The organism is Parabacteroides timonensis, from assembly GCF_900128505.1.
In the GTDB taxonomy this organism is placed as follows: domain Bacteria; phylum Bacteroidota; class Bacteroidia; order Bacteroidales; family Tannerellaceae; genus Parabacteroides; species Parabacteroides timonensis.
Genome location: NZ_LT669940.1, coordinates 1,586,350 through 1,613,214 on the forward strand (window position 1 = coordinate 1,586,350; position 26,865 = coordinate 1,613,214).

Annotated in this window: 24 protein-coding genes; 16 read left to right on the plus strand and 8 right to left on the minus strand. The window is 37.6% G+C overall.

Going from position 1 to position 26,865, the window contains the following annotated elements; translation table 11 throughout:
- The first annotated feature begins 423 nt into the window (after nucleotides 1-423).
- The 9 genes from BQ7394_RS06840 to BQ7394_RS06880 all read left to right on the plus strand — a co-directional run bounded on the left by BQ7394_RS06840 (nucleotide 424) and on the right by BQ7394_RS06880 (nucleotide 9,930).
- A complete protein-coding gene (locus BQ7394_RS06840; protein WP_075556683.1) occupies nucleotides 424-1,617 on the plus strand; it encodes a saccharopine dehydrogenase family protein in 1,194 nt (397 codons plus the stop codon).
- Nucleotides 1,617-2,075, plus strand: coding sequence for a thioredoxin-dependent thiol peroxidase (gene bcp, locus BQ7394_RS06845; protein ID WP_075556684.1), 459 nt, complete (start codon nucleotides 1,617-1,619; stop codon nucleotides 2,073-2,075). The genes BQ7394_RS06840 and bcp overlap by 1 nt, the downstream gene beginning before the upstream one ends.
- A gap of 5 nt (nucleotides 2,076-2,080) precedes the next feature.
- Nucleotides 2,081-3,124 carry a recombinase RecA gene (gene recA, locus BQ7394_RS06850; RefSeq protein WP_075556685.1) on the plus strand — a complete coding sequence of 348 codons (1,044 nt, stop codon included), beginning with the start codon at nucleotides 2,081-2,083 and terminating at the stop codon, nucleotides 3,122-3,124.
- Between the two features lie 108 nt (nucleotides 3,125-3,232).
- A complete protein-coding gene (locus BQ7394_RS06855; protein WP_075556686.1) occupies nucleotides 3,233-4,186 on the plus strand; it encodes a GNAT family N-acetyltransferase in 954 nt (317 codons plus the stop codon).
- Nucleotides 4,183-5,484 carry a UDP-2,3-diacetamido-2,3-dideoxy-alpha-D-glucuronate deacetylase VimE gene (locus BQ7394_RS06860; RefSeq protein ID WP_075556895.1) on the plus strand — a complete coding sequence of 434 codons (1,302 nt, stop codon included), beginning with the start codon at nucleotides 4,183-4,185 and terminating at the stop codon, nucleotides 5,482-5,484. The genes BQ7394_RS06855 and BQ7394_RS06860 overlap by 4 nt, the downstream gene beginning before the upstream one ends.
- Nucleotides 5,481-6,566, plus strand: coding sequence for a non-hydrolyzing UDP-N-acetylglucosamine 2-epimerase (gene wecB, locus BQ7394_RS06865; protein ID WP_075556687.1), 1,086 nt, complete (start codon nucleotides 5,481-5,483; stop codon nucleotides 6,564-6,566). Before BQ7394_RS06860 ends, wecB begins: the two co-directional genes overlap by 4 nt.
- Complete coding sequence (locus BQ7394_RS06870; RefSeq protein ID WP_075556688.1) at nucleotides 6,563-7,810, plus strand: glycosyltransferase family protein; 1,248 nt, start codon at nucleotides 6,563-6,565, stop codon at nucleotides 7,808-7,810. The genes wecB and BQ7394_RS06870 overlap by 4 nt, the downstream gene beginning before the upstream one ends.
- Nucleotides 7,803-8,933, plus strand: coding sequence for a mannosyltransferase (locus BQ7394_RS06875; protein ID WP_075556689.1), 1,131 nt, complete (start codon nucleotides 7,803-7,805; stop codon nucleotides 8,931-8,933). The genes BQ7394_RS06870 and BQ7394_RS06875 overlap by 8 nt, the downstream gene beginning before the upstream one ends.
- Complete coding sequence (locus BQ7394_RS06880) at nucleotides 8,926-9,930, plus strand: class I SAM-dependent methyltransferase (protein WP_235848683.1); 1,005 nt, start codon at nucleotides 8,926-8,928, stop codon at nucleotides 9,928-9,930. The genes BQ7394_RS06875 and BQ7394_RS06880 overlap by 8 nt, the downstream gene beginning before the upstream one ends.
- On the opposite strand, the gene BQ7394_RS06885 is transcribed toward BQ7394_RS06880, so the two are convergent.
- On the minus strand, nucleotides 9,859-10,278 hold the full coding sequence (locus BQ7394_RS06885) for a 2-amino-4-hydroxy-6-hydroxymethyldihydropteridine diphosphokinase (protein WP_075556691.1): 420 nt from the start codon (nucleotides 10,276-10,278) through the stop codon (nucleotides 9,859-9,861). The genes BQ7394_RS06880 and BQ7394_RS06885 overlap by 72 nt on opposite strands.
- Nucleotides 10,279-10,426: 148 nt before the next feature.
- Between BQ7394_RS06885 and feoB the strand changes: the two genes are divergently transcribed.
- From feoB to BQ7394_RS06920, 6 genes are all read left to right on the plus strand, one after another.
- Nucleotides 10,427-12,910: a ferrous iron transport protein B gene (gene feoB, locus BQ7394_RS06890; RefSeq protein WP_075556692.1), complete on the plus strand. Its 2,484-nt coding sequence runs from the start codon at nucleotides 10,427-10,429 to the stop codon at nucleotides 12,908-12,910.
- A gap of 299 nt (nucleotides 12,911-13,209) precedes the next feature.
- Nucleotides 13,210-14,694 carry an MBOAT family O-acyltransferase gene (locus BQ7394_RS06900; protein WP_075556694.1) on the plus strand — a complete coding sequence of 495 codons (1,485 nt, stop codon included), beginning with the start codon at nucleotides 13,210-13,212 and terminating at the stop codon, nucleotides 14,692-14,694.
- Nucleotides 14,695-14,699: 5 nt separating this feature from the next.
- Nucleotides 14,700-15,620, plus strand: a complete 921-nt coding sequence (locus tag BQ7394_RS06905; protein ID WP_139317682.1) for a hypothetical protein — start codon at nucleotides 14,700-14,702, stop codon at nucleotides 15,618-15,620.
- A 182-nt stretch (nucleotides 15,621-15,802) separates the two neighbouring features.
- On the plus strand, nucleotides 15,803-16,324 hold the full coding sequence (locus BQ7394_RS06910) for an acyltransferase (RefSeq protein WP_082211749.1): 522 nt from the start codon (nucleotides 15,803-15,805) through the stop codon (nucleotides 16,322-16,324).
- A complete protein-coding gene (locus BQ7394_RS06915; RefSeq protein ID WP_082211690.1) occupies nucleotides 16,308-17,363 on the plus strand; it encodes a glycosyltransferase family 4 protein in 1,056 nt (351 codons plus the stop codon). Before BQ7394_RS06910 ends, BQ7394_RS06915 begins: the two co-directional genes overlap by 17 nt.
- A gap of 475 nt (nucleotides 17,364-17,838) precedes the next feature.
- Nucleotides 17,839-18,633 carry an O-antigen ligase family protein gene (locus BQ7394_RS06920; RefSeq protein WP_235848684.1) on the plus strand — a complete coding sequence of 265 codons (795 nt, stop codon included), beginning with the start codon at nucleotides 17,839-17,841 and terminating at the stop codon, nucleotides 18,631-18,633.
- Here the strand turns inward: BQ7394_RS06920 and BQ7394_RS06925 are convergent.
- Together BQ7394_RS06925 and BQ7394_RS06930 are read right to left on the minus strand one after the other, a co-directional pair.
- The gene (locus BQ7394_RS06925; protein WP_075556698.1) at nucleotides 18,628-19,368 is read right to left on the minus strand and encodes a WecB/TagA/CpsF family glycosyltransferase; all 741 of its coding nucleotides are present in this window, start codon (nucleotides 19,366-19,368) and stop codon (nucleotides 18,628-18,630) included. The genes BQ7394_RS06920 and BQ7394_RS06925 overlap by 6 nt on opposite strands.
- Before the next feature lie 77 nt (nucleotides 19,369-19,445).
- The gene (locus tag BQ7394_RS06930) at nucleotides 19,446-20,573 is read right to left on the minus strand and encodes a sialidase family protein (protein WP_075556699.1); all 1,128 of its coding nucleotides are present in this window, start codon (nucleotides 20,571-20,573) and stop codon (nucleotides 19,446-19,448) included.
- Nucleotides 20,574-20,737: 164 nt separating this feature from the next.
- On the opposite strand from BQ7394_RS06930, the gene BQ7394_RS06935 reads away from it, so the two are divergent.
- A complete protein-coding gene (locus tag BQ7394_RS06935; RefSeq protein WP_082211692.1) occupies nucleotides 20,738-21,937 on the plus strand; it encodes a glycosyltransferase family 4 protein in 1,200 nt (399 codons plus the stop codon).
- A 15-nt stretch (nucleotides 21,938-21,952) separates the two neighbouring features.
- Here BQ7394_RS06935 and BQ7394_RS06940 read toward each other — a convergent pair whose 3' ends face one another.
- The 5 genes from BQ7394_RS06940 to BQ7394_RS06960 all read right to left on the minus strand — a co-directional run bounded on the left by BQ7394_RS06940 (nucleotide 21,953) and on the right by BQ7394_RS06960 (nucleotide 26,848).
- Nucleotides 21,953-23,089, minus strand: a complete 1,137-nt coding sequence (locus tag BQ7394_RS06940; protein ID WP_075556700.1) for a hypothetical protein — start codon at nucleotides 23,087-23,089, stop codon at nucleotides 21,953-21,955.
- Entirely contained in the window at nucleotides 23,086-24,348 is a 1,263-nt protein-coding gene (locus tag BQ7394_RS06945) for a lipopolysaccharide biosynthesis protein (protein WP_082211694.1), read from the minus strand. The genes BQ7394_RS06940 and BQ7394_RS06945 overlap by 4 nt, the downstream gene beginning before the upstream one ends.
- A 127-nt stretch (nucleotides 24,349-24,475) precedes the next feature.
- Nucleotides 24,476-25,213: an SDR family oxidoreductase gene (locus tag BQ7394_RS06950; protein ID WP_075556701.1), complete on the minus strand. Its 738-nt coding sequence runs from the start codon at nucleotides 25,211-25,213 to the stop codon at nucleotides 24,476-24,478.
- On the minus strand, nucleotides 25,197-26,126 hold the full coding sequence (locus tag BQ7394_RS06955; RefSeq protein ID WP_075556702.1) for a Gfo/Idh/MocA family protein: 930 nt from the start codon (nucleotides 26,124-26,126) through the stop codon (nucleotides 25,197-25,199). Before BQ7394_RS06955 ends, BQ7394_RS06950 begins: the two co-directional genes overlap by 17 nt.
- A complete protein-coding gene (locus BQ7394_RS06960) occupies nucleotides 26,123-26,848 on the minus strand; it encodes an acylneuraminate cytidylyltransferase family protein (protein ID WP_075556899.1) in 726 nt (241 codons plus the stop codon). Before BQ7394_RS06960 ends, BQ7394_RS06955 begins: the two co-directional genes overlap by 4 nt.
- Between the last annotated feature and the right edge of the window lie 17 nt (nucleotides 26,849-26,865).

The following is a 26,865-nucleotide window of genomic DNA, read 5'->3' on the forward strand; positions in this document are numbered from 1 at the left end:
CCGTTTCATTTACAAACGCTGCATCTTCATCAGAGAATAAGGCCATTTGCAATCGACTTGCCCACTCAAACAACCTCAATCTGCATGTCCTTATAATTTCCTGCTGAGGAAATTACAGTTTCCCGCCTAAGAAACGCGAGTTTCCTGCGGAAGAAACTGTAGTTTCCTGGGCAGGGAACTGCAGTTTCCAAAGCAACGAACTACGAGGAAACTGTAATAAACTATCAGCCAAACCACTAGAGCATTTTCACACATTCCATTTGTTCAACAGAAAGACATACCTGAAACGTAGAAGGCAGAGAATTAGCAGGTTGATTGTTTTTACACTGTCGATAGAATTTATTCCAAAGATAAATCGTATATTTGTCCTTTGGTTTAAAACCTTGTAAACTGTATATTAACAAGATTAATTCTATTTAGTAAATGGGAAGAGTATTAGTTATTGGTGCCGGGGGCGTAAGTACCGTTGCTGTTAAAAAGATCGCGATGAATGCCGATGTTTTTACCGATATCATGTTGGCAAGCCGCACAAAAAGTAAGTGTGATCAGATTGCTGCTGATATTAAGAATGTAAAAATAAAGACAGCGCAGGTCAATGCAGATAATGTAGACGAACTCGTTGCATTGTTTAATGACTTCAAGCCCGAGTTGGTCATCAACCTGGCTTTACCTTATCAGGACCTCTCCATCATGGACGCCTGTCTGGCTTACGGTGTGAGTTATCTCGACACTGCCAACTACGAACCGCTGGACGAAGCCAAATACGAATATAGCTGGCAATGGGCTTACAAAGACCGTTTCGAAAAGGCAGGGCTGACTGCAATCCTGGGTTGCGGATTCGACCCTGGGGTAACGGGTGTATATACAGCTTATGCAGCTAAACATCATTTCGATGAAATTCAATACCTGGATATCGTAGACTGTAACGCCGGAGATCATCACAAGGCGTTCGCAACAAACTTTAATCCGGAAATCAATATCCGCGAGATCACTCAGCGTGGTAAATACTTTGAAGACGGGGAATGGAAAGATACGGATCCGCTATCGGTTCACAAACCGTTGAATTACCCGAATGTAGGTCCGCGCGAATCTTACCTGATGTACCACGAGGAACTGGAAAGCCTGACCAAGAACTTCCCGACTATTAAACGTGCCCGTTTCTGGATGACCTTCGGACAGGAATACCTGACTCACTTGCGTGTGATACAGAATATCGGTATGTCGCGTATCGATCCGGTGATGTACAACGGACAGGAAATCGTTCCGATCCAGTTCCTGAAAGCCGTATTGCCAAACCCGGGCGACCTGGGAGAAAACTATACAGGTGAGACGTCTATCGGCTGCCGCATCCGTGGTATCAAGGACGGCAAGGAACTGACATATTATGTATATAACAACTGTAGCCACGAAGCAGCTTATAAAGAAACAGGTGCACAGGGCGTAAGTTATACAACCGGAGTTCCGGCTATGATCGGTGCCAAGCTATTCATGCAAGGCGTTTGGAAGAAACCGGGCGTTTGGAACGTGGAAGAATTTAACCCCGATCCATTTATGAAAGAACTGAATGAACAAGGTTTGCCCTGGCATGAAATGTTTAACGTAGATCTGGAATTATAATGGCATTACAAGTAGGCGATAAAGCCCCCGAAGTACTGGGGCTCGATCAGAATGGAAACGAAATAAAACTCAGCGACTTCAAAGGGAAAAAGCTGGCTCTTTATTTTTATCCCAAAGACAACACCAGCGGTTGCACGGCGGAAGCCTGTAGCCTGCGTGACGGTTACCAGGAATTACAGGCAGCCGGTTACGAAGTTGTCGGGGTTAGTAAAGACAGTGCTAAGTCTCATCAGGGATTTATCTCAAAGCAGAACCTGCCTTTCCCCCTGATCGCTGACACGGACACAGCCCTGCAACAAATATTTGGCGTATGGGCCGAAAAGAAACTGTACGGACGTTCATACATGGGGACTCTCCGCACCACCTTTATTATCAACGAAGATGGAATCATCGAAAAGATAATCGGTCCGAAAGAGGTGAAGACAAAAGACCATGCAAATCAAATCCTTAATTCATAAAAGGGATGGCAAAAGAAGATAATTTATTCGAAGAAGGAAAAACACCGGAAGGTAAACCGGCAGTAAATGCCGACAAGTTAAAAGCACTTCGTGCAGCGATGGACAAGATTGAAAAGAACTACGGAAAAGGTTCTATCATGAAGTTGGGCGACGAAAGCATTGAAAATATCGAAGTGATCCCTACCGGATCTATCGCCCTGAACGCAGCATTAGGCGTTGGCGGTTATCCGAAAGGACGTGTAATCGAAATATACGGACCGGAATCTTCCGGTAAGACAACATTGGCAATCCACGCAATTGCTGAAGCACAGAAAAAAGGAGGTATCGCCGCATTTATCGATGCAGAACATGCCTTCGACCGTTTCTATGCTGAAAAGCTGGGTGTAGATGTAGAAAATCTATGGATCTCCCAGCCGGACAACGGCGAACAGGCTTTGGAAATCGCAGAACAGCTGATCCGTTCTTCAGCAGTCGACATTATCGTTATCGACTCTGTGGCCGCTCTGACGCCGAAAGCTGAAATTGAAGGCGATATGGGTGACAGCAAGATGGGCTTGCAGGCTCGTTTGATGTCGCAGGCATTGCGTAAGCTGACCGGAACTATCAACAAGACAAACACGACTTGTATCTTTATCAACCAGTTGCGTGATAAGATCGGTGTCATGTTCGGTAACCCGGAAACGACAACGGGTGGTAATGCACTGAAGTTCTATGCTTCCGTACGTCTGGATATCCGCAAGATCGGAACGTTGAAAGACGGAGACGAAATGAAAGGTAACCAGGTACGTGTGAAGGTTGTGAAGAACAAAGTAGCGCCTCCTTTCCGCAAAGCTGAATTCGATATCATGTTTGGAGAAGGTATCTCACATGCCGGCGAAATTGTCGACCTGGGAGCAGAACTGAACATTATCAAGAAAAGTGGTTCATGGTACAGCTACAACGAAACGAAGTTAGGACAAGGCCGTGATGCTGCAAAACAATGCATCAACGACAATCCGGAACTGGCCGATGAGTTGTCGGCTCTGATATTCGACGCTTTAAAAGCATAATATTCCTACATATAATAATATGTATATTGAAACGTGTGACGAATACCTTTTCCGGGTTTTCGTCACACTTCATATAAACCGGTATTAAGAATTTTCAAACCTTATAATATGACTGACAAAGACAAATATCGCCAACTTTGCAATAGAGAAACAAGCCTGCCCCTGTTTTCACGTGATTGGTGGTTGGATACGGTTTGTGGCGAAACCTTATGGGATGTCTTGCTGGTTGAAGAAAAGGAGAAAATTCTGGCATCGTTTCCATTATATATTCCACATCAGGGTATCATAACAATGCCTCCTTACACCCAGACAATGGGGCCCTGGTTTGCTCCGGAACCTACTGACGCAAAATATACCCGGACTTTAGGCAAACACCAGGCTATCTGTAAGGTATTTACAGATGCATTAAAGAAATATCCGCACTTCTTGCAATATTTCAGTTACCGGATAACAGATTGGTTGCCGTTTTACTGGGAAGGCTACAAACAAACGACACGGTATACTTACCTGTTGAATAACATCCGGGATGAGCAATCATTGTGGGAAAATATGAGTGCCAATATCCGTCGGAACATTACAAAAGCAAAAGAGAAACAGGGCATCACAGTAAAGAAGGGTATTCCCATCGACGACTTCCTAAGAATTCAGACCCTTACATTCAAACGTCAACAGCTCTCTGCACCCAAAGAACGTGAAATACTGAAAAAGATTATATCTGTCTGCCGTCAACGTAACCAGGGAGATCTCTGGGGAGCCTACGACGACAAAGGGAACCTTCATGCCGTAGCTTTCATTGCGTGGCAGGAAAGTTCCGCCTATTACCTGGCAGGAGGAGGCGATCCCGAATTACGGGCATCGGGCGCACATAGCCTTGTCTTATGGGAAGGTATCCGCTTCACTGCACAATACACCGATTTATTCGACTTCGAAGGGTCGATGATACCCGGTGTCGAACGTTTTTTTCGCGAATTCGGAGCAATTCAAACGCCCTTCTTCACAATAACCAAAGGGAATCTGAGTTTATTACATAGGGCCTGGCTGAAAATAAAGAAATGGAAATGAACGATCGCACTATACATTATATTATACGTTTCCTTCTTGGAGAAGATATTTCCGGGGGGGTGATTGCCGCTGTCGGATATACAGCGGATAGAAAATTATATGATCGTTATAGTATAGTAATCGTACCCTCTGGATTCTTTAACAACCAGATATACGGAACTGCTGCTTCCCTCCCGGAGCTGCCGTTGCAGGAAATAGAAGGAACTCCTCTCCTGTTTGGTTCGCCTCAAATAGAACTGGTAGGCGATACCCTGGTGATTCATGCTGATATCATTGCAAGCACCTATTTTCTTATTACCCGTTACGAAGAAATTATACAGCGGAATGAGCGGGACGAACACGGACGTTTTCCCGGAAAAAAGTCTTTGCCATATCGGGCAGGCTTCCTTCACCGGCCAATTGTCGACGAATACAGGTTATTATTACGCAGCTGGCTGCAACGTTACGGACTTCGGGTGCCTGACATAAAAAAACAAATACAACATATTTATCTGACTCACGACCTGGACGCTCCAACGCTTTACCGTTCATGGAAAGGTTTCATTCGCTCTCTCAGGGATGGCAGAGGATTGAGAAAATCTATTGAGGGAAGATGCGGACCGGTCGAAGATGATCCGTATTATACTTTTCCCTGGATGTTTCAACAGAACAAGACGCTTCAGGATCAGGTGGGGACAGATATCTGTAAGTCTGTTCTTTTCGTCCGTAGCGGGGGTAAAAGTAAACTGGACAAACCCCATTACAGTTTACGGAATAAGGATGTAAACAATCTGATACAGTCTGCTTTGTCCAACAATATGACAGTCGGGCTACACAGCAGTTATCAGGCAAGCATTACTCCTACCCTCATCCGAAAAGAAAAAACAAGGCTGGAAGAAAATATCGGTAAAAGTATATACTGTAACCGCCATCATTTCCTGGCCAGTCGCGAACCGGAGGATATGACTCAACTGGAAGCTGCCGGAATTACACATGATTTTACGATGGGATATGCAGATGTAGCCGGTTTCAGATTAGGCACCTCCTATCCGGTACGATGGATCAACCCTGTAAACCGTCGGTTATCTTCTATCCTGCTCCATCCGTTAACGCTGATGGAATGCTCGCTGGAAGAGAAAAAATATATGGGATTAGATTATGATAAAGCGCTCACTTACAGTCTCAACCTGGTTGAACAGGTAAAAAATGCCGGCGGAGAATTAACCCTTCTGTGGCATAACACCAGTGCACAGGAAAATACAGACAGTTATTTAAGAAAGCTTTATAGCCATTTATTAAACGAACTCGCAAAAAAATGAAAATTGTTACTATTGTCGGTGCCAGGCCTCAGTTCGTAAAGGCGGCCATGGTAAGCCGGGCGATTATGGAACATAATAAACACAATGTTTCTCCTATTGAAGAACTTCTCCTTCATACGGGACAACATTATGACGCCAATATGAGCGACATCTTTTTCAATAATATGGGAATTCCCCAACCTGTCTGGCAGTTACAATGCGGAAACGGGACGCACGGGGAAATGACCGGCCGTATGCTTATTGAAATTGAAAAGATATTATCCGAGACATTACCGGACTACGTTCTGGTATACGGTGATACCAATTCAACGCTGGCTGGAGCCCTGGCTGCATCAAAACTGCATATTCCGGTTATACATGTCGAGGCTGGTCTACGTAGCTTCAATAAACAGATGCCGGAAGAGATAAACCGTATTCTGACGGATCATATAGCGACTCTGCTTTGTTGTCCGACTCTTGCAGCAGTAAAGCATCTGGCGAACGAAGGAATTCAGGAAGGAGTGCATCATGTCGGCGATGTGATGTACGATGCGGCTTTATTATTCGGAGAACTGGCTGATAAATCGTCACAAATATTATTCCAGCATCATCTTACAAGTAAACAATTCAGACTTTGTACTGTTCACCGGGCAGAAAACACGGACAACCGGGAATGCTTATCCGATATTATCGACGCGCTGAAGGAAATTTCGTCTCCTTCTTTTCCTACTGTCCTCCCTCTGCATCCCCGTACACGCAACTGCCTGGATAAATACGGCATGCTTTATGCACTGGAAAAACAGGAAGGTATTCAAATCATTCCCCCAATCAGCTTTTTAGATATGGTAATGCTGGAGAAACATGCTGCCACGATTCTAACCGATTCGGGGGGCGTACAAAAAGAAGCGTATTTCCATCATACCCCTTGCATCACTCTGCGGAATGAAACGGAATGGGTGGAAACTGTCGATGCCGGATGGAACCAGATTGCCGGATATAAAAAACAGAATATTCTGCATTGTCTGGAGAATAATCCGATACGAAAAGAGATAATAGAATACGGAACCGGTAATGCTTCCGATCAAATTATTGGTTTATTATGAAGAAGGTATTAGTCATCTGCGACCTTTTTCCTCCGGCTTTCGGTCCTCGTATGGGATATCTGTGTAAGTACCTTAAGCATTATAACTGGGAGCCTGTTATCCTGACGGAAGCTGTGGAAGAGAAAACTTTTACTTTCCTTGCCGGAAAAGATAAGGTTACTTATGTAAATTATTATACGGCCAAAAATCCGGTTCTAAAGAAGCTTCAATGGATCAGTACCCTTTTTCTTGATCTGTGTTTCGGTTACAAAGATACCCGTATGTATAATGCTGCGAAGAAACTGCTCGAAGGAAATACATTCGACCTGATATTATGTAGTAGTTTCCGGACTTTCCCGTTGCCTGCAGCACAGAAAGTCGCCGATAAATATAAACTGCCTTTAGTGGTCGATTTAAGGGACATCATCGAACAATATACGGGAGATGAATTTATGTCGCATACGTTACCTTCGTTTTGCGGATTAAACAAATTGTTTGTTTCGGTATTCAAACGAAAAAGCCTTCGCGACAGAAACCGGGTACTGCAAAAGGCCAGCTATGTAACAACAATTTCTCCCTGGCATGTAGATATATTGAAACAATACAATCCAAAAGTAGAGCTGATTTACAATGGCTTCGATCCGGAACTATTCTATCCGGAACAAAAAACGACCGATCAGTTTATCATTACCTATACAGGTAGACTGCTTAGCACAGCTATGCGTGATCCAGGACTGTTAATGGAGGCATTGGCAATCTTATCCGCTGAAAATGTTTTTACGGATAAAGACTGCCGGGTTTATTGGTATGTCGACGATGCATCCCGGGAGATTATAAGTGAAGAAGCCTGGAAGTATGGAGTTCTGCCCTTCATGGATTTCAAAGGATATGTTCCGGCTTCCGATATCCCGTCGATATTAAATAATAGTTCCGTATTATTATTACTGACCAACCGGGCTCAAGGTACAGGACCTAAAGGGGTTATGACCACAAAGTTCTTTGAGTCATTGGCAGTAGAGAAACCGATACTTTGTGTACGCAGTGATGAAAGTTACCTGGCAAAGGCTATCGATGAGACGAAGGCCGGACTTGCTGCGACCAATGTAAAAGAGGTTTGCCATTTTCTGAAATATTATTACAAAGAGTGGAGAGAGAAAGGATGTACATCTTCACCGATAGATAAAAATAAATTGCTCCGTTTTTCACGCGAAGAGCAGGCGAAACAGTTCATACAGATATTCGAAAAGATAAATATTCATGGATAAATATATCAATATAGTTGCATTCAATATTCCCTGGCCGGCCAATTATGGTGGAGTGATCGACGTTTATTACAAAATGTTGGCTTTACACAGGTGTGGTGTAAAAATCATCTTGCATTGTTTCGAATACGAACGTCCCCGTTCCAAAGAGTTGGAAGCTTTATGCGAAAAGGTTTATTATTATAAACGAAAGACGGGGATACTCGCCAATGTCACTTTATTGCCATACAACGTATTCAGCCGGAAAGATCCGGAACTGTTGAAAAACCTTTTACAAAATGACTATCCGATATTATTCGACGGGTTGCATTCCTGTTACTACATAAATCATCCCCAATTACAAGGACGAATGAAGATATACAGGGAAAGTAATATCGAACACGACTATTATCGCCACCTGGCCAAAGCAGAAACCAATCTGATCAAAAAGTATTTCTTCCTGCTCGAAGCCTGGCGCTTTGAACGTTATCAGGATATATTAAAACATGCAGACCTGATGATTGTCGTATCTGTCACCGATACGGATTATCTACGTAAGATATTCCCTGACAAGAAAGTAGAATATATGCCCAGTTTTCATATCAACGATCAGATATCTGTAAAAACCGGATCGTCGGACTTCGTTTTATATCATGGAAAACTGTCTGTAACAGAGAACTCTCAGGCTGCTTTATTCCTGATAAAAAATGTATTCTGTAAACTGGATTATCCTTGTATTATCGCCGGCATGAACCCGCCTGCCGCATTACTGGATGCAGCAGCACCTTATCCCAACATCACGATAGAAGCAAATCCGTCTGACGAGCGAATGGATTACCTGACTCATGAAGCTCAAATACATATGCTGATCACTTTCCAGGATACAGGTTTAAAACTAAAATTGCTGAACAGCCTTTTTGGAGGAAGATACACTATCGTAAATCAGAAAATGGTGACAGGCAGTGGATTGGATCCTTTATGCTATATCGCCAATACACCGGAAGATATGATAGAGACCTGCGACAGGTTGATGAAACAACCGATGACAGAAGAGCTAATCGGGAAAAGAAAAGAGTTTCTGTTTCCGACCTATTCAAACCACCAACAAGGAGAACGACTTTATAAAATGATTTATGAAAATGCATAACTTATTACATATTGCCAGGTCGCTGTCGGAGCGTTTACAGGAGATTGATTACAATCAACTACCTATCAGCGACTATAACAAACAGTATATTGGTAACCTGAAACCTGCTATGCATTATTATATGAAGATTTATAGTACATGCTTGTCAAAAGGTTTCGATATCCTTAAGCGTTCTCCTCAAGATATCACCTTTGTCGATTACGGAGGCGGAAGTGGGTTTCTCAGTATCCTGGCAAAATCAGCCGGAGTCGGAAAAGTGATCTATCTTGATCTTAATCCGAAATCGGTAGAAACCATTCGCATATTAAAAAAAGAAACTGGGATCGGCCCAGATATCATTTTACATGGGAATTCCGACACATTGGCCGATTGGTGCAAAGAAAATAATATTCACCCGGATTTGCTGATCGCAACAGACTTGATCGAACATGTCTACGATCTGAAAACATTCTTTAAAGATCTTGCCGGCATAAATCCAAAAATGCAAATGATCTTTACGACAGCCTCTACTCCTTTCAATCCCTATGTAAAGCGCCGCCTGCATAGATTAATGGATAACAGTGAGGCCGGAACAGCAGAAATCCCCAACTATTACACATTAAGAAAAGAATATATTGAAAAAAACTATCCCAACCTCTCTGTCGATGAAATAAATAAATGGACGCAGCAAACCCGTGGACTTATATACCACGATATAGACAAAGCAATTAAAGCCAATCAACAGCCGGAATTGAAAGATGCACACAACACTTGTGATCCGGCAAGCGGAAACTGGACGGAACGGATTCTGCCGATCGAAGATTATCGTTCTTTGGTCAGAGCTCATAATTATTCTCTAAAAGTGGATAAAGGCTTTTACAATACGGACAGGAATAACTCAGTCAGTTCAATTATATTCAAATGCATCAATCTGTTGATCCGACTTTCAGGAAAAGGAGGTTTTCTGATTGCTCCCTTCATTTTCTTGTCCTGCATCAGACAACGTTCTGAGAGCTGACTGAACATAGGAACGTTGTAAGTCTAGCGGTTTTAACAAACGATCATTCCATTGCAGCAAATCGATATCGATAGGAATACTTTCTTTTAGTTTGTCATCCGGTGTACGTCCCAACAACCGTTCTATCTGCTTAAATGCATCTATTATCTTTTCCGGACAGTCCGGAGTAAAAGCAATGGCAACCTGATTCAAAAAGACAGATGGATTCTGCATATTTACCGGTTCGGTATATACTGCCTCTGAAAAGTGAATCGAAGCAAAATGATCACGCAAAAGTTGATCTGCTAATTCAATATTCTTCTCTTTATCCCGGTTTGAACCGAGACATAATATCACTTTATTCAACATACTTATTTACTCCTTCCGGTAATCTTCGTTTTTTGAAATACAAAGCTAAAAAAAAATAACAAATTACATTACGCCTTTGCTGAATACCTATTTTTAGGTATTGATTATACAAGCTTTTACTTTTACCTTTGCACAAGAATTTAAGAAAATGAGATTATCAGAGCTTCGCACAGGCGAAAAAGGTGTTATTGTAAAGGTAATGGGACGCGGGGCCTTCCGCAAACGCATTATCGAGATGGGATTTATCAGGGGAAAAGAAGTGGATGTTATACAAAATGCTCCTCTCAAAGACCCTATTCATTATCGTGTAATGGGATATGACGTATCATTGCGCCGTAATGATGCCGCTATGATAGAGGTTATCAGTGCAGCCGAATATGCCAAAGTGCAGGCCTCGGAAGAAAAAGAAAAGCGTTCTGCTGATTCTTATATTTCTCCATCCACCGAAGATTTACAAGCTATTGCCATAAATAAAGGGAAAACGATCAACGTAGCATTGGTCGGTAATCCTAATTGCGGAAAAACCTCTTTGTTCAACTTTGCTTCAGGAGCCCACGAGCATGTAGGTAATTACAGCGGGGTCACAGTCGATGCCAAAGAAGGGACTTTCCAACAAGACGGCTATACATTCCGGATCGTAGATTTACCGGGAACTTATTCCTTATCTGCTTATACTCCCGAAGAATTGTATGTCCGTAAACACCTTAGCGAAGAACAGCCGGATGTAGTCATCAATGTGATAGATGCCTCCAATCTGGAAAGAAACTTATATCTGACTTGTCAGCTTATCGACATGGATGTCCGTTCTGTCATAGCATTGAATATGTATGACGAGCTGGAACGGCAGGGTAATAAGTTCGATTACGAATCTTTATCCCGTATGATCGGGACTCCGATCGTTCCTACAGTAAGTAGAAGTGGTTTCGGAATCGAAGATCTTTTCAAACGAGTTATCAAAGTTTACGAGGAAGAAGATCCGGTAATCCGCCATATCCACATTAATTATGGCGAAGTGCTAGAGAAAGGTATTACAAATGTTCGCAAGGCTATCAAAGAGAATGCGAATATAGCCAAAAGCCTTTCAAAGCGTTACCTTTCTATCAAGTTACTGGAAGGTGATCCCGAAATCGAAGGATTTATACAAACATTGCCATGTGCGGAAATAATCCTTCAGGAACGTGACCGTAATGTGACTCAAATCGAAGAGTTATTATTGGAAGATTGTGAAACGGCATTCACTAATGCTCGTTATGGTTTTATATCAGGAGCACTACGGGAAACCTTCGAACAAAATAAAATAAAAGAAGCAACCAGCACTCAGATCATAGACCTGTTTGTTACCCACAAAGTTTTAGGTTTCCCCATATTTATCCTGTTTATGTGGATTATGTTCGAAGCGACATTCCGTCTGGGAGAATATCCGATGGGATGGATCGAAGATTTGGTTGGTTTTATCGGCAACTTTGTACGGTCCCATATGAGTGAAGGACCTTTAAAAGATTTGTTGGTAGATGGTATCATCGGTGGAGTCGGCGGCGTAATTGTCTTCTTGCCTAATATCCTAATATTATATCTATTCATCTCTTTTATGGAAGATTCGGGATATATGGCACGTGCTGCTTTCATCATGGATAAGATCATGCACAAAATGGGACTTCACGGAAAATCGTTCATACCGCTGGTGATGGGATTCGGATGTAATGTGCCGGCAATTATGGCCTCACGTACAATTGAAAGCCGTAACAGCCGGATGATAACCATGCTGATTAACCCGTTAATGAGTTGTAGTGCTCGTCTTCCGGTGTATGTATTATTGACCGGAGCATTTTTCCCTAATAATGCCAGCTTTATTCTGCTCGCATTATATGTTACCGGAATTATTCTGGCTGTGGTTATGGCCCGATTGTTCAAACGTTTCCTGTTTAATGAAGAAGATGTACCGTTTGTAATGGAGCTTCCCCCCTATCGTATGCCTACGGCTAAAGCAATCATGATCCATATGTGGGAAAAAGCGAAGCAGTATCTTCATAAAATGGGAGGTGTCATATTAGTTGCTTCTATTATTATTTGGTTCCTGGGGTATTTCCCCCGTAATACAGAAATAGGCGACGTATTCGACAAGCAAATAGCGGAAGTTGAAAATGCAGAACTGGATTCTACCGAGAAAACAGAAACCATTGCGGAACTGGAACGTTTGAAGAATATAGAACATCAGAAAAGTTCTTATATCGGAATAGTTGGTCAAACAATACAACCGGTACTCAATCCATTAGGTTTCGATTGGAAAATGAGTGTCAGCTTACTTACAGGTATGGCAGCCAAAGAAGTTGTTGTAAGTACTCTGAGCGTATTATATACAGGTGAAGAAGAAGATAGCCAAGCTTTATCCGAACGCTTGAAACAAGATATGGATGAAGAAGGCAACCCTGTATTCACCCCCCTTATAGCTTTAAGCCTGATGCTTTTCGTGCTCATCTATTTCCCATGTATAGCAACAATCTCTGCTATCGTCAATGAATCAGGATCATGGAAATGGGGAATATTTGTAGTTATTTACACGTGTGTCCTGGCTTGGATCGTTTCGTTTGTGGTTTATCAGACGGGAAGTTTGTTTATTAATTTAATTAATTAACGACATCAATTATGTGGCAGGAAGTAGCTATCGTCATTATCGGTTTCATTGTCATTTTCTATATAGGAAGAAAAATATACAGACTAGTTCACCCTTCAAAAGCAGACAAATCCTGTTGCGGATGCACTGGTTGTGCCCTTAAAGATATAAAAAAGGAAAATTCGCGATATTCTTTAAAAGGATGTAAGTGAAGATATATTATATCTCAGAAAAACAGAGGTTCATATCTTTCGATATTTAAGAGGAATGGCTATATTTGCACGCTAATCTAACTTAGTATACAACGAAAGAAGAATTATATGCTTTTCAATTCCATAACATTTCTGATATTTTTAATTATTGTCTTCATATTATACTGGTATGTATTTAATAAGAATTTAAAATCTCAAAACTGCTTTATTTTAATAAGCAGTTATATCTTTTATGGTTGGTGGGACTGGAGATTCCTTTTATTAATTGTATTTACCTCTTTCTGCAGTTGGTTAAGCGGATTGTTGATCCAGCATAAACGGGATACAGATCACAATACGAAAACAGATCAGAGCCGTAGATATTGTAGATGGATTGTCGGAACAAACATTGTTATAAATCTTATCATCCTTGGATTTTTCAAGTACTACAATTTCTTTGTCGACAATTTCGTCAGTGCATTTGCAGAAGTAGGCATAAACCTTCAGGTATCTACACTCAAAATAATTTTACCGGTTGGCATTAGTTTTTATACTTTTCAGGCGTTAAGCTACTCTATTGATGTTTATAGAAAACAAATAGAACCGACTAAAGATATTATTTCTTTTCTTGCATTTATCAGTTTTTTTCCACAGTTGGTTGCAGGTCCTATTGAAAGAGCCACCCATTTATTGCCACAATTCTATCATCCACGCAGATTTGACTATATAAAAGCGGTAGATGGTTTACGACAAATACTCTGGGGATTTTTCAAAAAAGTGGTTGTTGCCGATAATTGTGCTATATTAGTAAACAGTATATTTGAAAACCAAGAAACAGCGAATGGTAGTGCTTTGTTATTAGGAGCTATTCTTTTCACATTCCAGATATATGGAGACTTTTCCGGTTATTCAGATATCGCTTTAGGAACAGCGCGACTGTTCGGTTTCGACTTAATGAGAAACTTTAATGTTCCTTATTTTTCCCGAGATATTGCTGAATTCTGGCGTAGGTGGCACATATCGTTAAACACTTGGTTTCGAGATTATATATACATACCATTAGGAGGTAGTAGGGGCGGTAAATATCAAACAGTCAGAAATACTTTAATCATATTCATTGTGAGCGGTTTCTGGCATGGAGCCAATTGGACATATATTATATGGGGAGCTTATCACGGATTACTATTTCTTCCTCTAATATTACTAGGACAAAATAGAAAATATACCGGAGAGATATCCCCTAACCGTATATTACCTTCATTTAAAGAAGGTTGGCAAATGATTATCACCTTCGTCATTGTAATGATTGGATGGATCATTTTCAGAGCAACGGATATACAGTCAGCAATCGCTTTCCTGAAAGGTATTTGTAGTCCCTCTCTGTTCTCACTCCCTAATACCAAAGATTTAGGGATCGGTAACTTCATTCCTTTTGGCTGTTTTATTTTTATCGGAATCATGTTATTTATAGAATGGATGCAAAGAAATAAGACACATGGACTTGATTTCAATATACCATCGCCAATGATTCGCTGGATGATATATGTATTCCTTATCATGTGTATATTTTTTCTTCAGGGAGTACAAGAAACTTTTATTTACTTTCAATTTTGACAGACATGAATATCTTCATCAAAAAAATATTTATTGCATCTTTCTCTATTTTGTCCTTTCTCATTATAGCGATAATAATAATGATGATACACATTGGCAGTTGGGATGAGATAGCATTAGCCGATGTTCAAAAACGAGAACAAATAAAACAAATAACAGGACAAAAAATTGTCTTCATAGGAGGATCAAATTTGTCTTACGGAATGGATAGTCAACGCGTTCAAGACTCATTACGCATTACGACATACAACATGGGAATACATGCCGGGTTCGGTTTACATTTTATGTTGGAAGAGATAGAACCCTATATACAGCCCAATGACATCTTAGTAATTATTCCGGAATACCACCAATTTTCTAATTATGAAGGCTCCGGAGTATTGGCAGATCTTATTATTCAGGATAAGCGTTGGAATGAAATTTGGCTATATAAGGACTGGGGGACTTATCCTTCCTACTTTTGTTCCAAAGTATATATTCCTTTTGCCTTAAAAAGTATGTCAGGAGGGATAAATAAAGATCCGTATGCAGACAATCCTGCTGGTTTCAATGAGAAAGGAGATTATATACTTCACCTAAATCAGCCCAGGAGAACAGTTACTCGGATGATAGCACCGGCTCCTTCTCAAAAAACACTAAAGAAAATAATAGACAAGATCAATAAAATTAAACAACAAGGAGTTCAGGTCATCTTTTTGCCTCCTTGCTTTCAAGAATCGAGTTTCGAAAAATCCCATGAAAACATCAATCAAATACAAACGGATTTAATAACTAATGATTTTCCTTTTAATGCACCTGCTGAAAGATATAGTTTCAATGATACATTATTCTGGAATACAGCTTATCACTTAACAGGAACAGGAAGAGATATAAGGACAGGATATGTGATTGAAGATCTAAAAAAACAATTAAAAACAAGTTTATAGCTTTACAAGTATAAATCTTATACTAAAAATTTGTACTTTTGAGGATATCGACCCCTAAATTTGTATAAATAAATTATTCGAAAGCAAGTATGTTTATCAAAATAGTCCGTCTTACAGAAAGGTTTTCCCATTCTATCGAATTTATAAAAGATTCCATATTATCGTTACTTTTCAAAAAAGTGATGAAGAAATGTGGAACCAACGTAAAAATAAAACCTTGCACATCAGTATATTTCGGATTAGAAAATCTAAGTATTGGAAACAATGTCAGTATTCCCAGATACGCTCATATATTTTGTACGGAAGCACCGCTAAACATAGGTAATAATATCGTATTCGGGCCATCTCCTACGATCGTAACAGGAAATCATCGAATTGATATGGTTGGAAAATTTATTGTAGACTCCCATGAAAAACTACCGGAAAATGATAAAGAAGTTAACATAGAAGACGATGTCTGGGTAGGTGCTAATGTGACTATACTCATGGGAGTTACAATAAGCAGAGGATCGGTTATTGCAGCCGGGGCAGTTGTCAATAAATCCTGTCCCCCCTATTCTATCATAGGCGGTATACCGGCTAAAGTCATAAAACCAAGATTTTCCATTGATGAAATAATTGAGCATGAAAAAATGCTTTATGCAGAAGATAAAAGAATTGCCAAAAACATATTAGAAAAAATATACAATGAAACATATACCTAAAGTTTTAATTGTTGCAACCTCACATAAAACAAGGGGAGGCATTACTGCCGTGATAGAAGCTCACAAAAAAGGAGTTCAATGGGAAAAGTTTCATTGTAAATGGATTGAAACGCATATAGATAAAGGCTTTTTATATAAGTTACTATATTTTATAAGATCATTTATTCTATTCACTGCAGTTATTCCTTTTTACGATATTATTCATATCCATACAAGTGAAGTACCTTCTGCTGTCCGTAAATGTTTCTATTTTTTCATTGCACGTTTATGGAGAAAAAAAATAATCATACACTTCCATGCTTTTTCACCTCACAGTACTATAAAAACGAAGTTCAGGCCTGTATATAAATATCTATTCAGTCATGCAGATAGAGTTGTACTATTATCTGAATACTGGAAAGATCAGGTAACAGAAGAGTTTCAATTGCCAGAAGGTAAAGCGATTGTCATATATAATCCGTGTACCACCATCATAAGTTCAAAATCGTACATTCAGAAAAAACAAATATTATATGCCGGAACCTTGAATCCCAGAAAAGGATATTCAGATATGATCAATGCTTTTGCTCTTATAGCTCCTAAATATCCGGAATGGGAAATCGTATTTGCAGGCAACGGTGAAATTGATAATGGAAAATTATTAGTACAGCAGCATAATATTGAACAAAGAACAACGTTTTTAGGATGGGTAGATGGCGAACAAAAAGACAAAGCTTTTAAAGAAGCGATGATCTTTTGCCTACCGAGTTATGCCGAGGGCTTTCCAATGGCAGTATTAGATGCTTGGAGTTATGGTCTGCCGGTTGTTACAACTCCTGTAGGGGGAATTCCTGATATCGCAATAAACAGAACTAATTTGCTTTTGTTTACACCAGGAGATGTTCAAACACTCGCAAATAATTTTGAAGAACTAATAAAAGACCCTTCTCTATGCAAAACAATAGCAGATGAAGGAAAAAAATTAGCATCGACAAAGTTTAATATTAAAACGATCAATCAAGAAATAGAGTCATTGTATAATACACTGACGACAAAATAATGTTTATTTGTATTACAAATTCAAATAAGCTAAGATAAAAATATATTTAGAAATGATACAAGATTTTGTAAACAGACATTTTTACAGTTTATTCATAATAACTCTAATATTCGGAATTGTGACATATGGATTGATTGGTTTTCAATCTATCGATGAATTATGTGGCATCGTACTATTTATTATGTTTATACACTACATGTTCCATACTTCAGACTGGAGAATTAACAAAATATTTATCTACATATTGGGTATATTTATTTTCTATCTCATATATTCATTTCAGATTAACAGTAACTCAAAAAAAGCCATATTAGTCGATTTCATTATACAACTAAAGCCATATATAGCTTTTTTCTGTGTATACCAAATAAAGCCTCTATTCAGTAAAAAACAAAACATACTGCTTAATCAACTATGCCTATTATGTTGGGGGTTATTGGTGCCTTTTGGCATAATAGAGCTATTTTATCCTAATATGCTGAAGTTAATAGCAGGGCACCCATCTAATTATGCATCTGCCATCGCTGCACTGGCATTGGTCTACTTGTACACAAGTAATAATACCAATAAAGAAAAAATCATATTTATTTGTATGCTTGCTGTCGGACTACTCTCTGCCAGATCCAAATACTATGGTTTTTTTGTATTAGCCACATTCGCCATTCTATTTTTCAGTAATGCTAAAAATTTAAAGTTCAATTTTAAGAACTCAATTATAGCATTAATAATGATAGGGATAATACTGTTTGTAGCAAAAGAAAAAATAGAACTTTATTTTTTACAAGGTATTTCTGCAAACAGTGAAAAAGACTATATTGCCAGATTTGCTCTTTATGCAACTTCTTTCCAGATATTTAAGGAATATTTTCCTTTCGGTTCAGGATTGGCTACTTTCGGTACACATGCTTCCGGAGCCTACTATTCTAATATTTACAAAGATTATGAAATAGACGGTATTTGGGGACTAAGTAAACATTATCCTTATTTTATATCAGACACTTATTATCCGTCATTAGCCCAATTTGGAGTAGTCGGAGCACTCTTATTCGTTATCTTTTGGATATACTTATGTAAAAAAGCATATACTTATTTCAAAAAAACATATGATTCAAAACTTACAACCATAGTTATTATTATATCAGGATATTTTGCAATCGAGAATATTGCCGATGCAACCTTTACAAGTAATCGAGGGTTATTTTTTATGATGTTTTTGGGACTCGTATTTTCCAATATGACACATAATATGAATCAAAAAGAAACATTATAATTTCTTTGAGAAAAAGGATTTAATATATAATGTTCCTATCTTATATAGGAAAACGACATTATATATCAGATACCTCTTCCACAATCGTCGTGGATCGGTGATCAACCTACCAAACCATTCCAAACCGCAATTAATCATCCATTGTGGTGGACGCTTTTTGGTTTCAGCATAAAAGTCAAAAACTGCACCTATTCCACAGATAACCTTAGTATTAATATTATTATGGTTATGATAGATCCATGTTTCCTGCTTGGGAGCTGTCATCCCTACAAAAACCACATCCGGAGAAAACCGATTAATAACATCATACATTTCCTGATTATCAGCATCCGTAAATTGTTCTTTAAAAGGAGGACTAAATGTTTCGACACAAATATTAGGATATTCTTTGTTTAAACGTTTTCTTATCAGGTCTAATGTACTTTGGGATGCCCCCAGGTAAAAACAACGCCCCTTCTTCTTATTCAACAAATCCAACAAAAGACAATGTAAATCAGCCCCAGCCATTTTCTTTATATGTTTCCCAGCAAGCAGACGAGCTGCATATACGATAGCAATGCCGTCAGGCAATAAAATATCACTCGTTTGTAAAGCCTTCTTAAAATCAGGAAAACGATCTGTCATTGTCCATGAATAGGCATTTATTGTATTTATTATTAATGTCTTTTCCGGAAATTCTGTAAAAAAAAAATCGGTTGTAATATCAAAATCCCCTAGCTTCACTATATCATACATCGTTTATATCTTATTTTTGACAGACAAAGATATAACTAAAAGTAGAGATTCAGAACCTCACAATATATATTTACACCTTATTTATCCAAATTCAACGATTTTCTTAATATCCTGGATATTGTAAAGGACTCTAATCCCCATAACTCAGCTTTACCCATACTATAGGAAATAAGAACGGCATTATTAGGTAAAAAAAGAATAGCCGGATACGCGAACCATAAGTTCGGGTTACTTTCTATTAAAACTTTATTAGTCCAACTCGCACCCTCATCTTTAGATAAAGCCAGACACAAAGGTGTCCGAACTGTTTTACTATTATTCCAGACAGCAATAAGCGCTGTACTTTGAGGATCACGCACTATCAGTGCAGGAGATTGAGCTGAAGGCAAATTACCTTCCTGAGCTACCGACCACGATTTTCCGGAATCTTTTGAATAAGAAAAATATTGGAAGCCGGAATTTGTTCGCATATACAATAGTATTTTCCCATTTTTCAATTCAACAACACCCGGTTCCTGAGTCACCAAATCTTGTCTTTTAGTAACAAATTCACCTCTTACCCATGTCTTCCCATTATCATCTGAATAGCAACAGAATATATGTCCACTCTCATTTAAGGTGGAATTACTCGTTGTATGAAGAGACAATGGCATTAATAAACGACCGGACTCCAATCTTATTACCCGGCTATTATTTAAAACATAATAACCACTTTCAGGTACAACACATGCTACAGGATCAGACCATGTTACCCCTTCATCTTTTGATGTCCGCATAACTGGGTAACAATCATATATACTATTCTTAACTAAATAAAATAAAGCAATATCATTATTTTGTAGCCTCAATAAAGAAACAGACATTACATTCTTCTTCCCTCCGCCAGTAACAATATCCCGTTCATCACCCCATGTATAACCACCATCATCAGAAATACGTCCCGACAATACAGCCTTATTATGATCTCCCTGACCATCAATAAAACGTGTATAAATAGTTAATATACGATTATCTTTCAGCAGTATAATATCCCCCTCGCTACAACGAGGCGTTGTAGTCGAAGCTTCTAAAAGAAGAGAGGTTGATTTCAATACGTTAGGGAAAAGTTCTTCTTCCTCTTCAGTAGTATCACATCCCCCTGAAAGTAACAGACTAAATGATAAACAGATAGCCGTAGAACAAAATTTAAAATTTAGCAACTTCATATCCCACAATAGTATTTATCAAAGATAAATAACTTGTAAATACATACACTACCCAGCACACCACTTTAATTATATTTAACTTATTTATTCTAATAATACAAACATACAATCGTTTATAATTCAATACGAGTGTAGACAATTTAAATATTTTGTACATTTGCAATATGAATAAGATATCAGAAAACACAACAAACAGGACAATAAAAATAGTATATTGTATTCCAGATCTATTCAGACCGGGAGGAATAGAAAGAATCATTTCCATGAAAACGAACTATCTCGCTGAATATAACAATGGAAACAGTTATGATATCACTATAATAACAACAGGTCAGGGGAAACGTCCTGCATATTATGAATTCTCAAATAAAATAAAATTTATTGATCTCGATATTAATTATGACGAGATCGTATCTTATTCTTTTCTGAAACGGACTTTGATACGTAGAGAAAAAAAGAAAAAGCACAAAACCAGATTGGAAAAAGTACTGAAAGATATCTCTGCGGATATTGTAATTTCCACATTTACGCATGATGCGACTTTTCTTCCATCAATAAAAGACGGGAGTAAAAAGATTTTAGAATTTCATTTTTCCAAAGGATATAAACTACAAAGATCTATAACAGAAAATTGGTCTTTCATTTTCAGATTGGCATATGGACTTCGTAGTTTTTGGGAAGAATATACTATACCTAAGAAATACGATGCATTCGTTGTCTTAACAAAAGAAGATAAAGCTGCCTGGGATGTAATTCGTCCCGATACCATTGCAATTCCTAATATTATACCATTATTATCAACAGATGTGTCGTCAAAAAACAACAAAATTGTTATTGCGGTAGGGAGACTTGACAACCAAAAAGGATTCGACCGTTTAATTGATCTTTGGGATCTGGTAAAAAAAGACAACCCAGATTGGTCTCTTCGTATTTTCGGGACAGGAGAAGATAAAGAAAAATTAGAGTTACAAATACAGAATAAAGGACTACAAAACCAGATAAAGATTTTTCCTCCAGAAAAAAATATTGCTCAAAGGTATTTAGAATCATCCATATTCGTCATGACTTCCAGATTTGAAGGTTTTCCGATGGTTTTACTGGAAGCAATGAGTTTTGGGTTACCTAGCGTGTCATACTCATTCAAATGCGGCCCCAAAGATGCAATAAAAGATGGAATAAATGGTTTTCTCGTAGAAGAAGGCGATAAAGTTGCATTTGCAGAAAAAATAAATATCCTGATGAAGGATCAAGCTCTCCGTAAACAAATGGGAAATAAAGCACATGAAGCCACCCAAAAATATACTTACAAAATAATCATGCAAAAATGGATCGATCTATTTCAAAATGTCTTAATCGGTAAATAACAAAGAATCGAAAACCTACATTTTTTTGAATTCAGCAATCAGTAAATCGACATTTGAAGTATTCATAGTTTCTTTAGATGCCAAATAAGAGTTAATATACTCAGCACGCTTCTGGGAATCCATTCTTTGTACTTCCATTGTATTCACATCTATTTCATCAATGTTATAAATAGATTTACCTAATACCACAGCCAATTTATTCAAAGTATTCTTTATTAAGCCATTCTTATTGTATTCATTATTAGTAATCAATTCAAATGGCTTATCATTCAAAATTGCAGATGAGACAGAATTACTAGAATGTAAAAAGACCATTGCTGCCTTTCGTACTAACGAGGCCGTATCTCCTTTCAATATTTTGCGGTTACCAAACTCAGTACCAATATAATTGGACTTAGGATGGGCAGCAATTACAACAGGCAAATTAAACCTTTTTTCCATTTTATCAAAAAATGCAGTCAAACTTTGTTGGTAACAATAAGCAGATATTTTTTCATATCCAAACATATAAATTAAATCAGGATGTAATGGAAAAAAGACATCTAAAAAAACAATATACTTATCTTCCGAATCAAATTCTAATGTTCTTTTATATGATTCATAATCAGGATGGTTAATAGGTACTCTATTCATAACTAAATAAGATGATGAAAAGATTTTATCATATCCCTTCACTTTATTTCTCTTTGTAAATAAATCAAATCTTCTTTGTTGTATTTGTCGCAGTAGTATATCAGGTATTCTGGAAATAGACAAACCAGCTAATTTAGACTTCAAAGGAACATTCAACACTGTATTTCCATACATATCGATTCGGACCATATAACATTGCTTATCCGATAACACCTTAAATAGAAATCTATTATTCCACGAATAATTAACTTCGACAATAAATATACTATTGACAATATCCTCAACATCCAAGATTCTTTTAAGCGAATCCAGATCATTTATCTTTTTTACATAAGATACTTCCAACTGATCAGCTAACTTAATACCTGGATATATAGCTTGAGATAAATCCCAATATTCCACATTAAAGCCAGCATTTATATATTCCTCTATATAAAAATTAGATCTGATCCGAATAGTTAATGGTTCATGACAAATAATTATTATTTTTTTTAACTGCTCAATCATAGCTATCATCATCTTAATTTATAAATTCTACGGCTATATAAGAAAACGAGAAAAGCTATTAAAAAGTTAATAACCATCGTTATATAAGCTGTATACATTATCGAATATCTTGTCAATAACAAAGATAGTAAAAAGTGCAAAATTGACATAAAGAAAGTAATAAACATTAACCCTTTCGTCTTCTTATAGTAAAAAAGATAATTTACAAATAAATAGTAAATACACTGAAACATAGCAGCCATACAGAGAGGAAATAAATAAGGAATGGAACCTGCATAGTTAGGGACCAATATCGGAATAAAAACAGAAGTTCCCAGACAAATCAGTATAGCTAATAAGAAAAAGAAAATCAACATCACTTTAGTCTGTTTCCATAAGCGATCTCGTGTATCAGTATTATTCTGGGCCAGATTTTTATAGATAAAGACAGAATTAGTTGCATTAAATGCAAAACCGACAATTTGAATAACATTCGCAAAATTGTAAGCAAAACTAAACAAACCGACATCCGATGTTACGAAAAAATAATTGATAATATATCTGTCAAGTCCTTGTCGTATCCAGGTGGATGTACTATGCGGTATTAATGGTAAGCCAAAATGTAATGCATCTTTAATCGATCGCTTATCCGGCCAAATCCTTTTTAAATATCCTCTCTTTATTAAAAAGATAATACTAATAAAGAAAAAGACAATACCAACCCCAACTTGTGCATATAAACGCCCTAACCAACCTTGTTGAAATGAAATAACTAAGACAAGTGTCAAAATAAAATTCAACAAAACAGTAGAAACGCTATACAAACCGTAAGAAACAGGTTTCTCTTCCAATCTCCATATATCCAGATTTATAGAGGAAAACACTTGCAAGTAACAAATCAGCAATGCCAACCATTGATATTCGACAGAAAGTCCAACCGCCAGTTTCAGAAAATGAGAAAAAATCAACAACAAAAAAGTAAAAAAACAAAGTGTCCCTGTTGATAATAACAACACTCCATTGAGTATTTTTCGAAACTGCTGCTTAGATGTTTTAAAAAATTCAACAGAAATAATACCGGTAGTATTTAAAGATATCAGCATACTCAAAAGAGTAACGAATGTATTAAACAAATTAAGCTCACCGTATTCTAACGGAGAAATAAAATTCGCAAGAATAATCAAAAGCAAAAAGTTAATCCCACTATTTAAAAATGAAAACATTGTAAACAATATCCCATTTTTAAATACGGTATTCGTACGTAGCTTTCTTAATTTGTTTCCTATAAACATAAATTCTATCTCACAAATACTTGATAATCTTTGTAGGTATACCCACTGCTATTTTTTCCCGAAGAAACGACCCGTATTCAGATCTAACTTATTCTATTCGAATATATCTCTGCACCAAAACTCTTTATCATATAGCGGTCCACCCTCCGTCAACTGCCAGATTTTGTCCGGTTATATACTTTGCTTCGTCAGAGAGAAGAAAAGAAACTGCAGGAGCTATATCATCGGGGTTCCCCATTCTTCCCATCGGTACCTTTTCATTATAACGCCTTAGGAAAGATTCATGCTGATGATCAAAAATTCCACCAGGAGAAACACAGTTAACACGTATATTTTTTCTTCCATAATAAGACGCCAAATAACGTGTAAAATTAATAATTCCGCCTTTTATTGCCGAATAAGCAGCAGGAGATGTCCCACCATATTCTTCATATAGAGTAAAATCATTTCCAACAATACCATAAATAGAAGCTATGTTAACAATAGCTCCCTTTTTCTCTTTCGCCATATATTTTAAAACATACTGGCAAAACTCGAAGCAACTATTCATTTGCATATCTACATTTTGCTTCCACGAGACAGGGTTAATATCTTCAAAAAAAGCACCCCAATCTTTCGTTCGTGGATAAGCACTATTTACAAGTCCATCAATATGTCCAAAATAGGTATAAATCTCTTCAACAGCATTTCTAATAGAAGCGCTATCTGAGACATCGACATTTATCGTCCCATTCGATAAATCAGTCGAAACATTAATATCTGCATTTATTGCATATCCGCCTTTTCTCTTGATATCGTCAACTATTTCCCGACCAATCAGTCCGGAACCACCTGTAACTATTATTATTTTATCTTTTAGTATCATCTGTCAAACAAATTTTTAAAACATTAAAAGCATCGCATATAGTATTTTGAGAGACTGTTTTTCTTTCTTCAATCAATTGCAAAACATAGTCCATCTGTGCCAAATAAGTATCTCCAATAACCTGATCCGATGAAAATACAACATTATCGCCACATATTATTTTATTTGTGAGCAAATCAACCGACCATGTTTCATCTTCAAACACCAATTCTAATGTACGCTTTGTATCTTTCCTGTAATAATTTAAAACAACATTTGCACAAAAAGAATCATATTCCAAACAATAATTTGCATAGTCATAGGCATCTATACATAATGTAGAACGACTGGAAAAAATCGAATGAACATTTCGAGGCATATTGAAAAACCAATATAAATAATCCAATTCATGAATTAAATCAAGATGAACACCTCCCCCCATAGAGGATATTGCACTATAATTTTTTCGGTAATCTACTCCCGCACGCCAATCGGGCAAAAAAGATCCGCAATAAACATTCACCTCATTAAGGCATTTCTTTTTTTCAGATAACACCTCTTTAACAAACTTCAAACAATCCAGAAAACGCAAATTACATGCTACATAAGTCAATTGTCCGGATCTTTCTACTTTATGTACTAAATCTTCAATAGCAAGAGAATGATATAACGGCTTTTCGATGAACAAAGGTATTTGTAAATCCAACAATCTCTCTATCGCCCATTTATGTTCTGATGTAGGATTAGATATTATTACAAAATCAAGATTCAAATCTACTAATTCTTCCCAGGAATATATATCCTTAACGCCATCAAAAGACAAAGAAGAAGATGAAGAACGCAAAGCATAGACAAGCATATCCGGCCTTAATTTTCTTAAAGCAGATAGATGCTTTTTTGCAATAGATCCTAAACCTACAATTAAAACAGTCATAAATCAAAATCAAGCTTATTGTTTGTAATCAAATAAGATATAATTTCAAAATCAATTGGATGATCCAAATCAAAGCAAATGTGTGGGACTCTATATATCAATGATTTATCCGTTATAGCCCCTTTATATCCCAAATCAAAAAAAGCTCTCCTGTAAAAGTAGAACGACGCATTCAGGTCATAGGTCAGCGGAGCTGACTGACGGGTGAATACATCTCCTTCAGGTCTCTTTACCTGGGCAAAATAACCATTAGATTTTTGTTCTACCATATTAAAATAAGGACTACGATTTGCATCGCTGACAGAAAACAGATTGATAGCTGATGGATCTTGCTCCAACAGTTTATAAGCTTCACATAAATCCAAAACGTTACGCAAAGGAGAAGTAACATCTAAATCTAATATATACTCGTACGTCTCTGAATTCTTCTTCTCGTGATATAATAATAAATCTTTTATTGCATCTATCTTACCCACTTTATCCCCTGCCAAAAAATCAGGCCGGATATAGTCAGTGGATAATCCAAAATTTTCTGCAACTTTTCTAATTTCTTCAGAATCGGTCGACAAAGCGATATCTACTGAACCCAATTTATCCTTAAACGACTTAGCGACATCTATTGTATAAGCAATCAAAGGCTTTCCGTTCAATGCTTTTATATTTTTACCGGGAATTCCTTTAGAGCCCCCACGTGCACATATTGTTATTAAAAATTTTCTCATTTTTCCCAACTATCCTA

What these genes read in the sequence shown, in the direction of transcription:
- BQ7394_RS06840 (WP_075556683.1), top strand. Translation starts at nt 424, where the DNA reads ATGGGAAGAGTATTAGTTATTGGTGCCGGGGGCGTAAGTACCGTTGCT.
- bcp (WP_075556684.1), top strand. Translation starts at nt 1,617, where the DNA reads ATGGCATTACAAGTAGGCGATAAAGCCCCCGAAGTACTGGGGCTCGAT.
- recA (WP_075556685.1), top strand. Translation starts at nt 2,081, where the DNA reads ATGGCAAAAGAAGATAATTTATTCGAAGAAGGAAAAACACCGGAAGGT.
- BQ7394_RS06855 (WP_075556686.1), top strand. Translation starts at nt 3,233, where the DNA reads ATGACTGACAAAGACAAATATCGCCAACTTTGCAATAGAGAAACAAGC.
- BQ7394_RS06860 (WP_075556895.1), top strand. Translation starts at nt 4,183, where the DNA reads ATGAACGATCGCACTATACATTATATTATACGTTTCCTTCTTGGAGAA.
- wecB (WP_075556687.1), top strand. Translation starts at nt 5,481, where the DNA reads ATGAAAATTGTTACTATTGTCGGTGCCAGGCCTCAGTTCGTAAAGGCG.
- BQ7394_RS06870 (WP_075556688.1), top strand. Translation starts at nt 6,563, where the DNA reads ATGAAGAAGGTATTAGTCATCTGCGACCTTTTTCCTCCGGCTTTCGGT.
- BQ7394_RS06875 (WP_075556689.1), top strand. Translation starts at nt 7,803, where the DNA reads ATGGATAAATATATCAATATAGTTGCATTCAATATTCCCTGGCCGGCC.
- BQ7394_RS06880 (WP_235848683.1), top strand. Translation starts at nt 8,926, where the DNA reads ATGCATAACTTATTACATATTGCCAGGTCGCTGTCGGAGCGTTTACAG.
- BQ7394_RS06885 (WP_075556691.1), bottom strand. Translation starts at nt 10,278, where the DNA reads ATGTTGAATAAAGTGATATTATGTCTCGGTTCAAACCGGGATAAAGAG.
- feoB (WP_075556692.1), top strand. Translation starts at nt 10,427, where the DNA reads ATGAGATTATCAGAGCTTCGCACAGGCGAAAAAGGTGTTATTGTAAAG.
- BQ7394_RS06900 (WP_075556694.1), top strand. Translation starts at nt 13,210, where the DNA reads ATGCTTTTCAATTCCATAACATTTCTGATATTTTTAATTATTGTCTTC.
- BQ7394_RS06905 (WP_139317682.1), top strand. Translation starts at nt 14,700, where the DNA reads ATGAATATCTTCATCAAAAAAATATTTATTGCATCTTTCTCTATTTTG.
- BQ7394_RS06910 (WP_082211749.1), top strand. Translation starts at nt 15,803, where the DNA reads ATGAAGAAATGTGGAACCAACGTAAAAATAAAACCTTGCACATCAGTA.
- BQ7394_RS06915 (WP_082211690.1), top strand. Translation starts at nt 16,308, where the DNA reads ATGAAACATATACCTAAAGTTTTAATTGTTGCAACCTCACATAAAACA.
- BQ7394_RS06920 (WP_235848684.1), top strand. Translation starts at nt 17,839, where the DNA reads ATGCTGAAGTTAATAGCAGGGCACCCATCTAATTATGCATCTGCCATC.
- BQ7394_RS06925 (WP_075556698.1), bottom strand. Translation starts at nt 19,368, where the DNA reads ATGTATGATATAGTGAAGCTAGGGGATTTTGATATTACAACCGATTTT.
- BQ7394_RS06930 (WP_075556699.1), bottom strand. Translation starts at nt 20,573, where the DNA reads ATGAAGTTGCTAAATTTTAAATTTTGTTCTACGGCTATCTGTTTATCA.
- BQ7394_RS06935 (WP_082211692.1), top strand. Translation starts at nt 20,738, where the DNA reads ATGAATAAGATATCAGAAAACACAACAAACAGGACAATAAAAATAGTA.
- BQ7394_RS06940 (WP_075556700.1), bottom strand. Translation starts at nt 23,089, where the DNA reads ATGATGATAGCTATGATTGAGCAGTTAAAAAAAATAATAATTATTTGT.
- BQ7394_RS06945 (WP_082211694.1), bottom strand. Translation starts at nt 24,348, where the DNA reads ATGTTTATAGGAAACAAATTAAGAAAGCTACGTACGAATACCGTATTT.
- BQ7394_RS06950 (WP_075556701.1), bottom strand. Translation starts at nt 25,213, where the DNA reads ATGATACTAAAAGATAAAATAATAATAGTTACAGGTGGTTCCGGACTG.
- BQ7394_RS06955 (WP_075556702.1), bottom strand. Translation starts at nt 26,126, where the DNA reads ATGACTGTTTTAATTGTAGGTTTAGGATCTATTGCAAAAAAGCATCTA.
- BQ7394_RS06960 (WP_075556899.1), bottom strand. Translation starts at nt 26,848, where the DNA reads ATGAGAAAATTTTTAATAACAATATGTGCACGTGGGGGCTCTAAAGGA.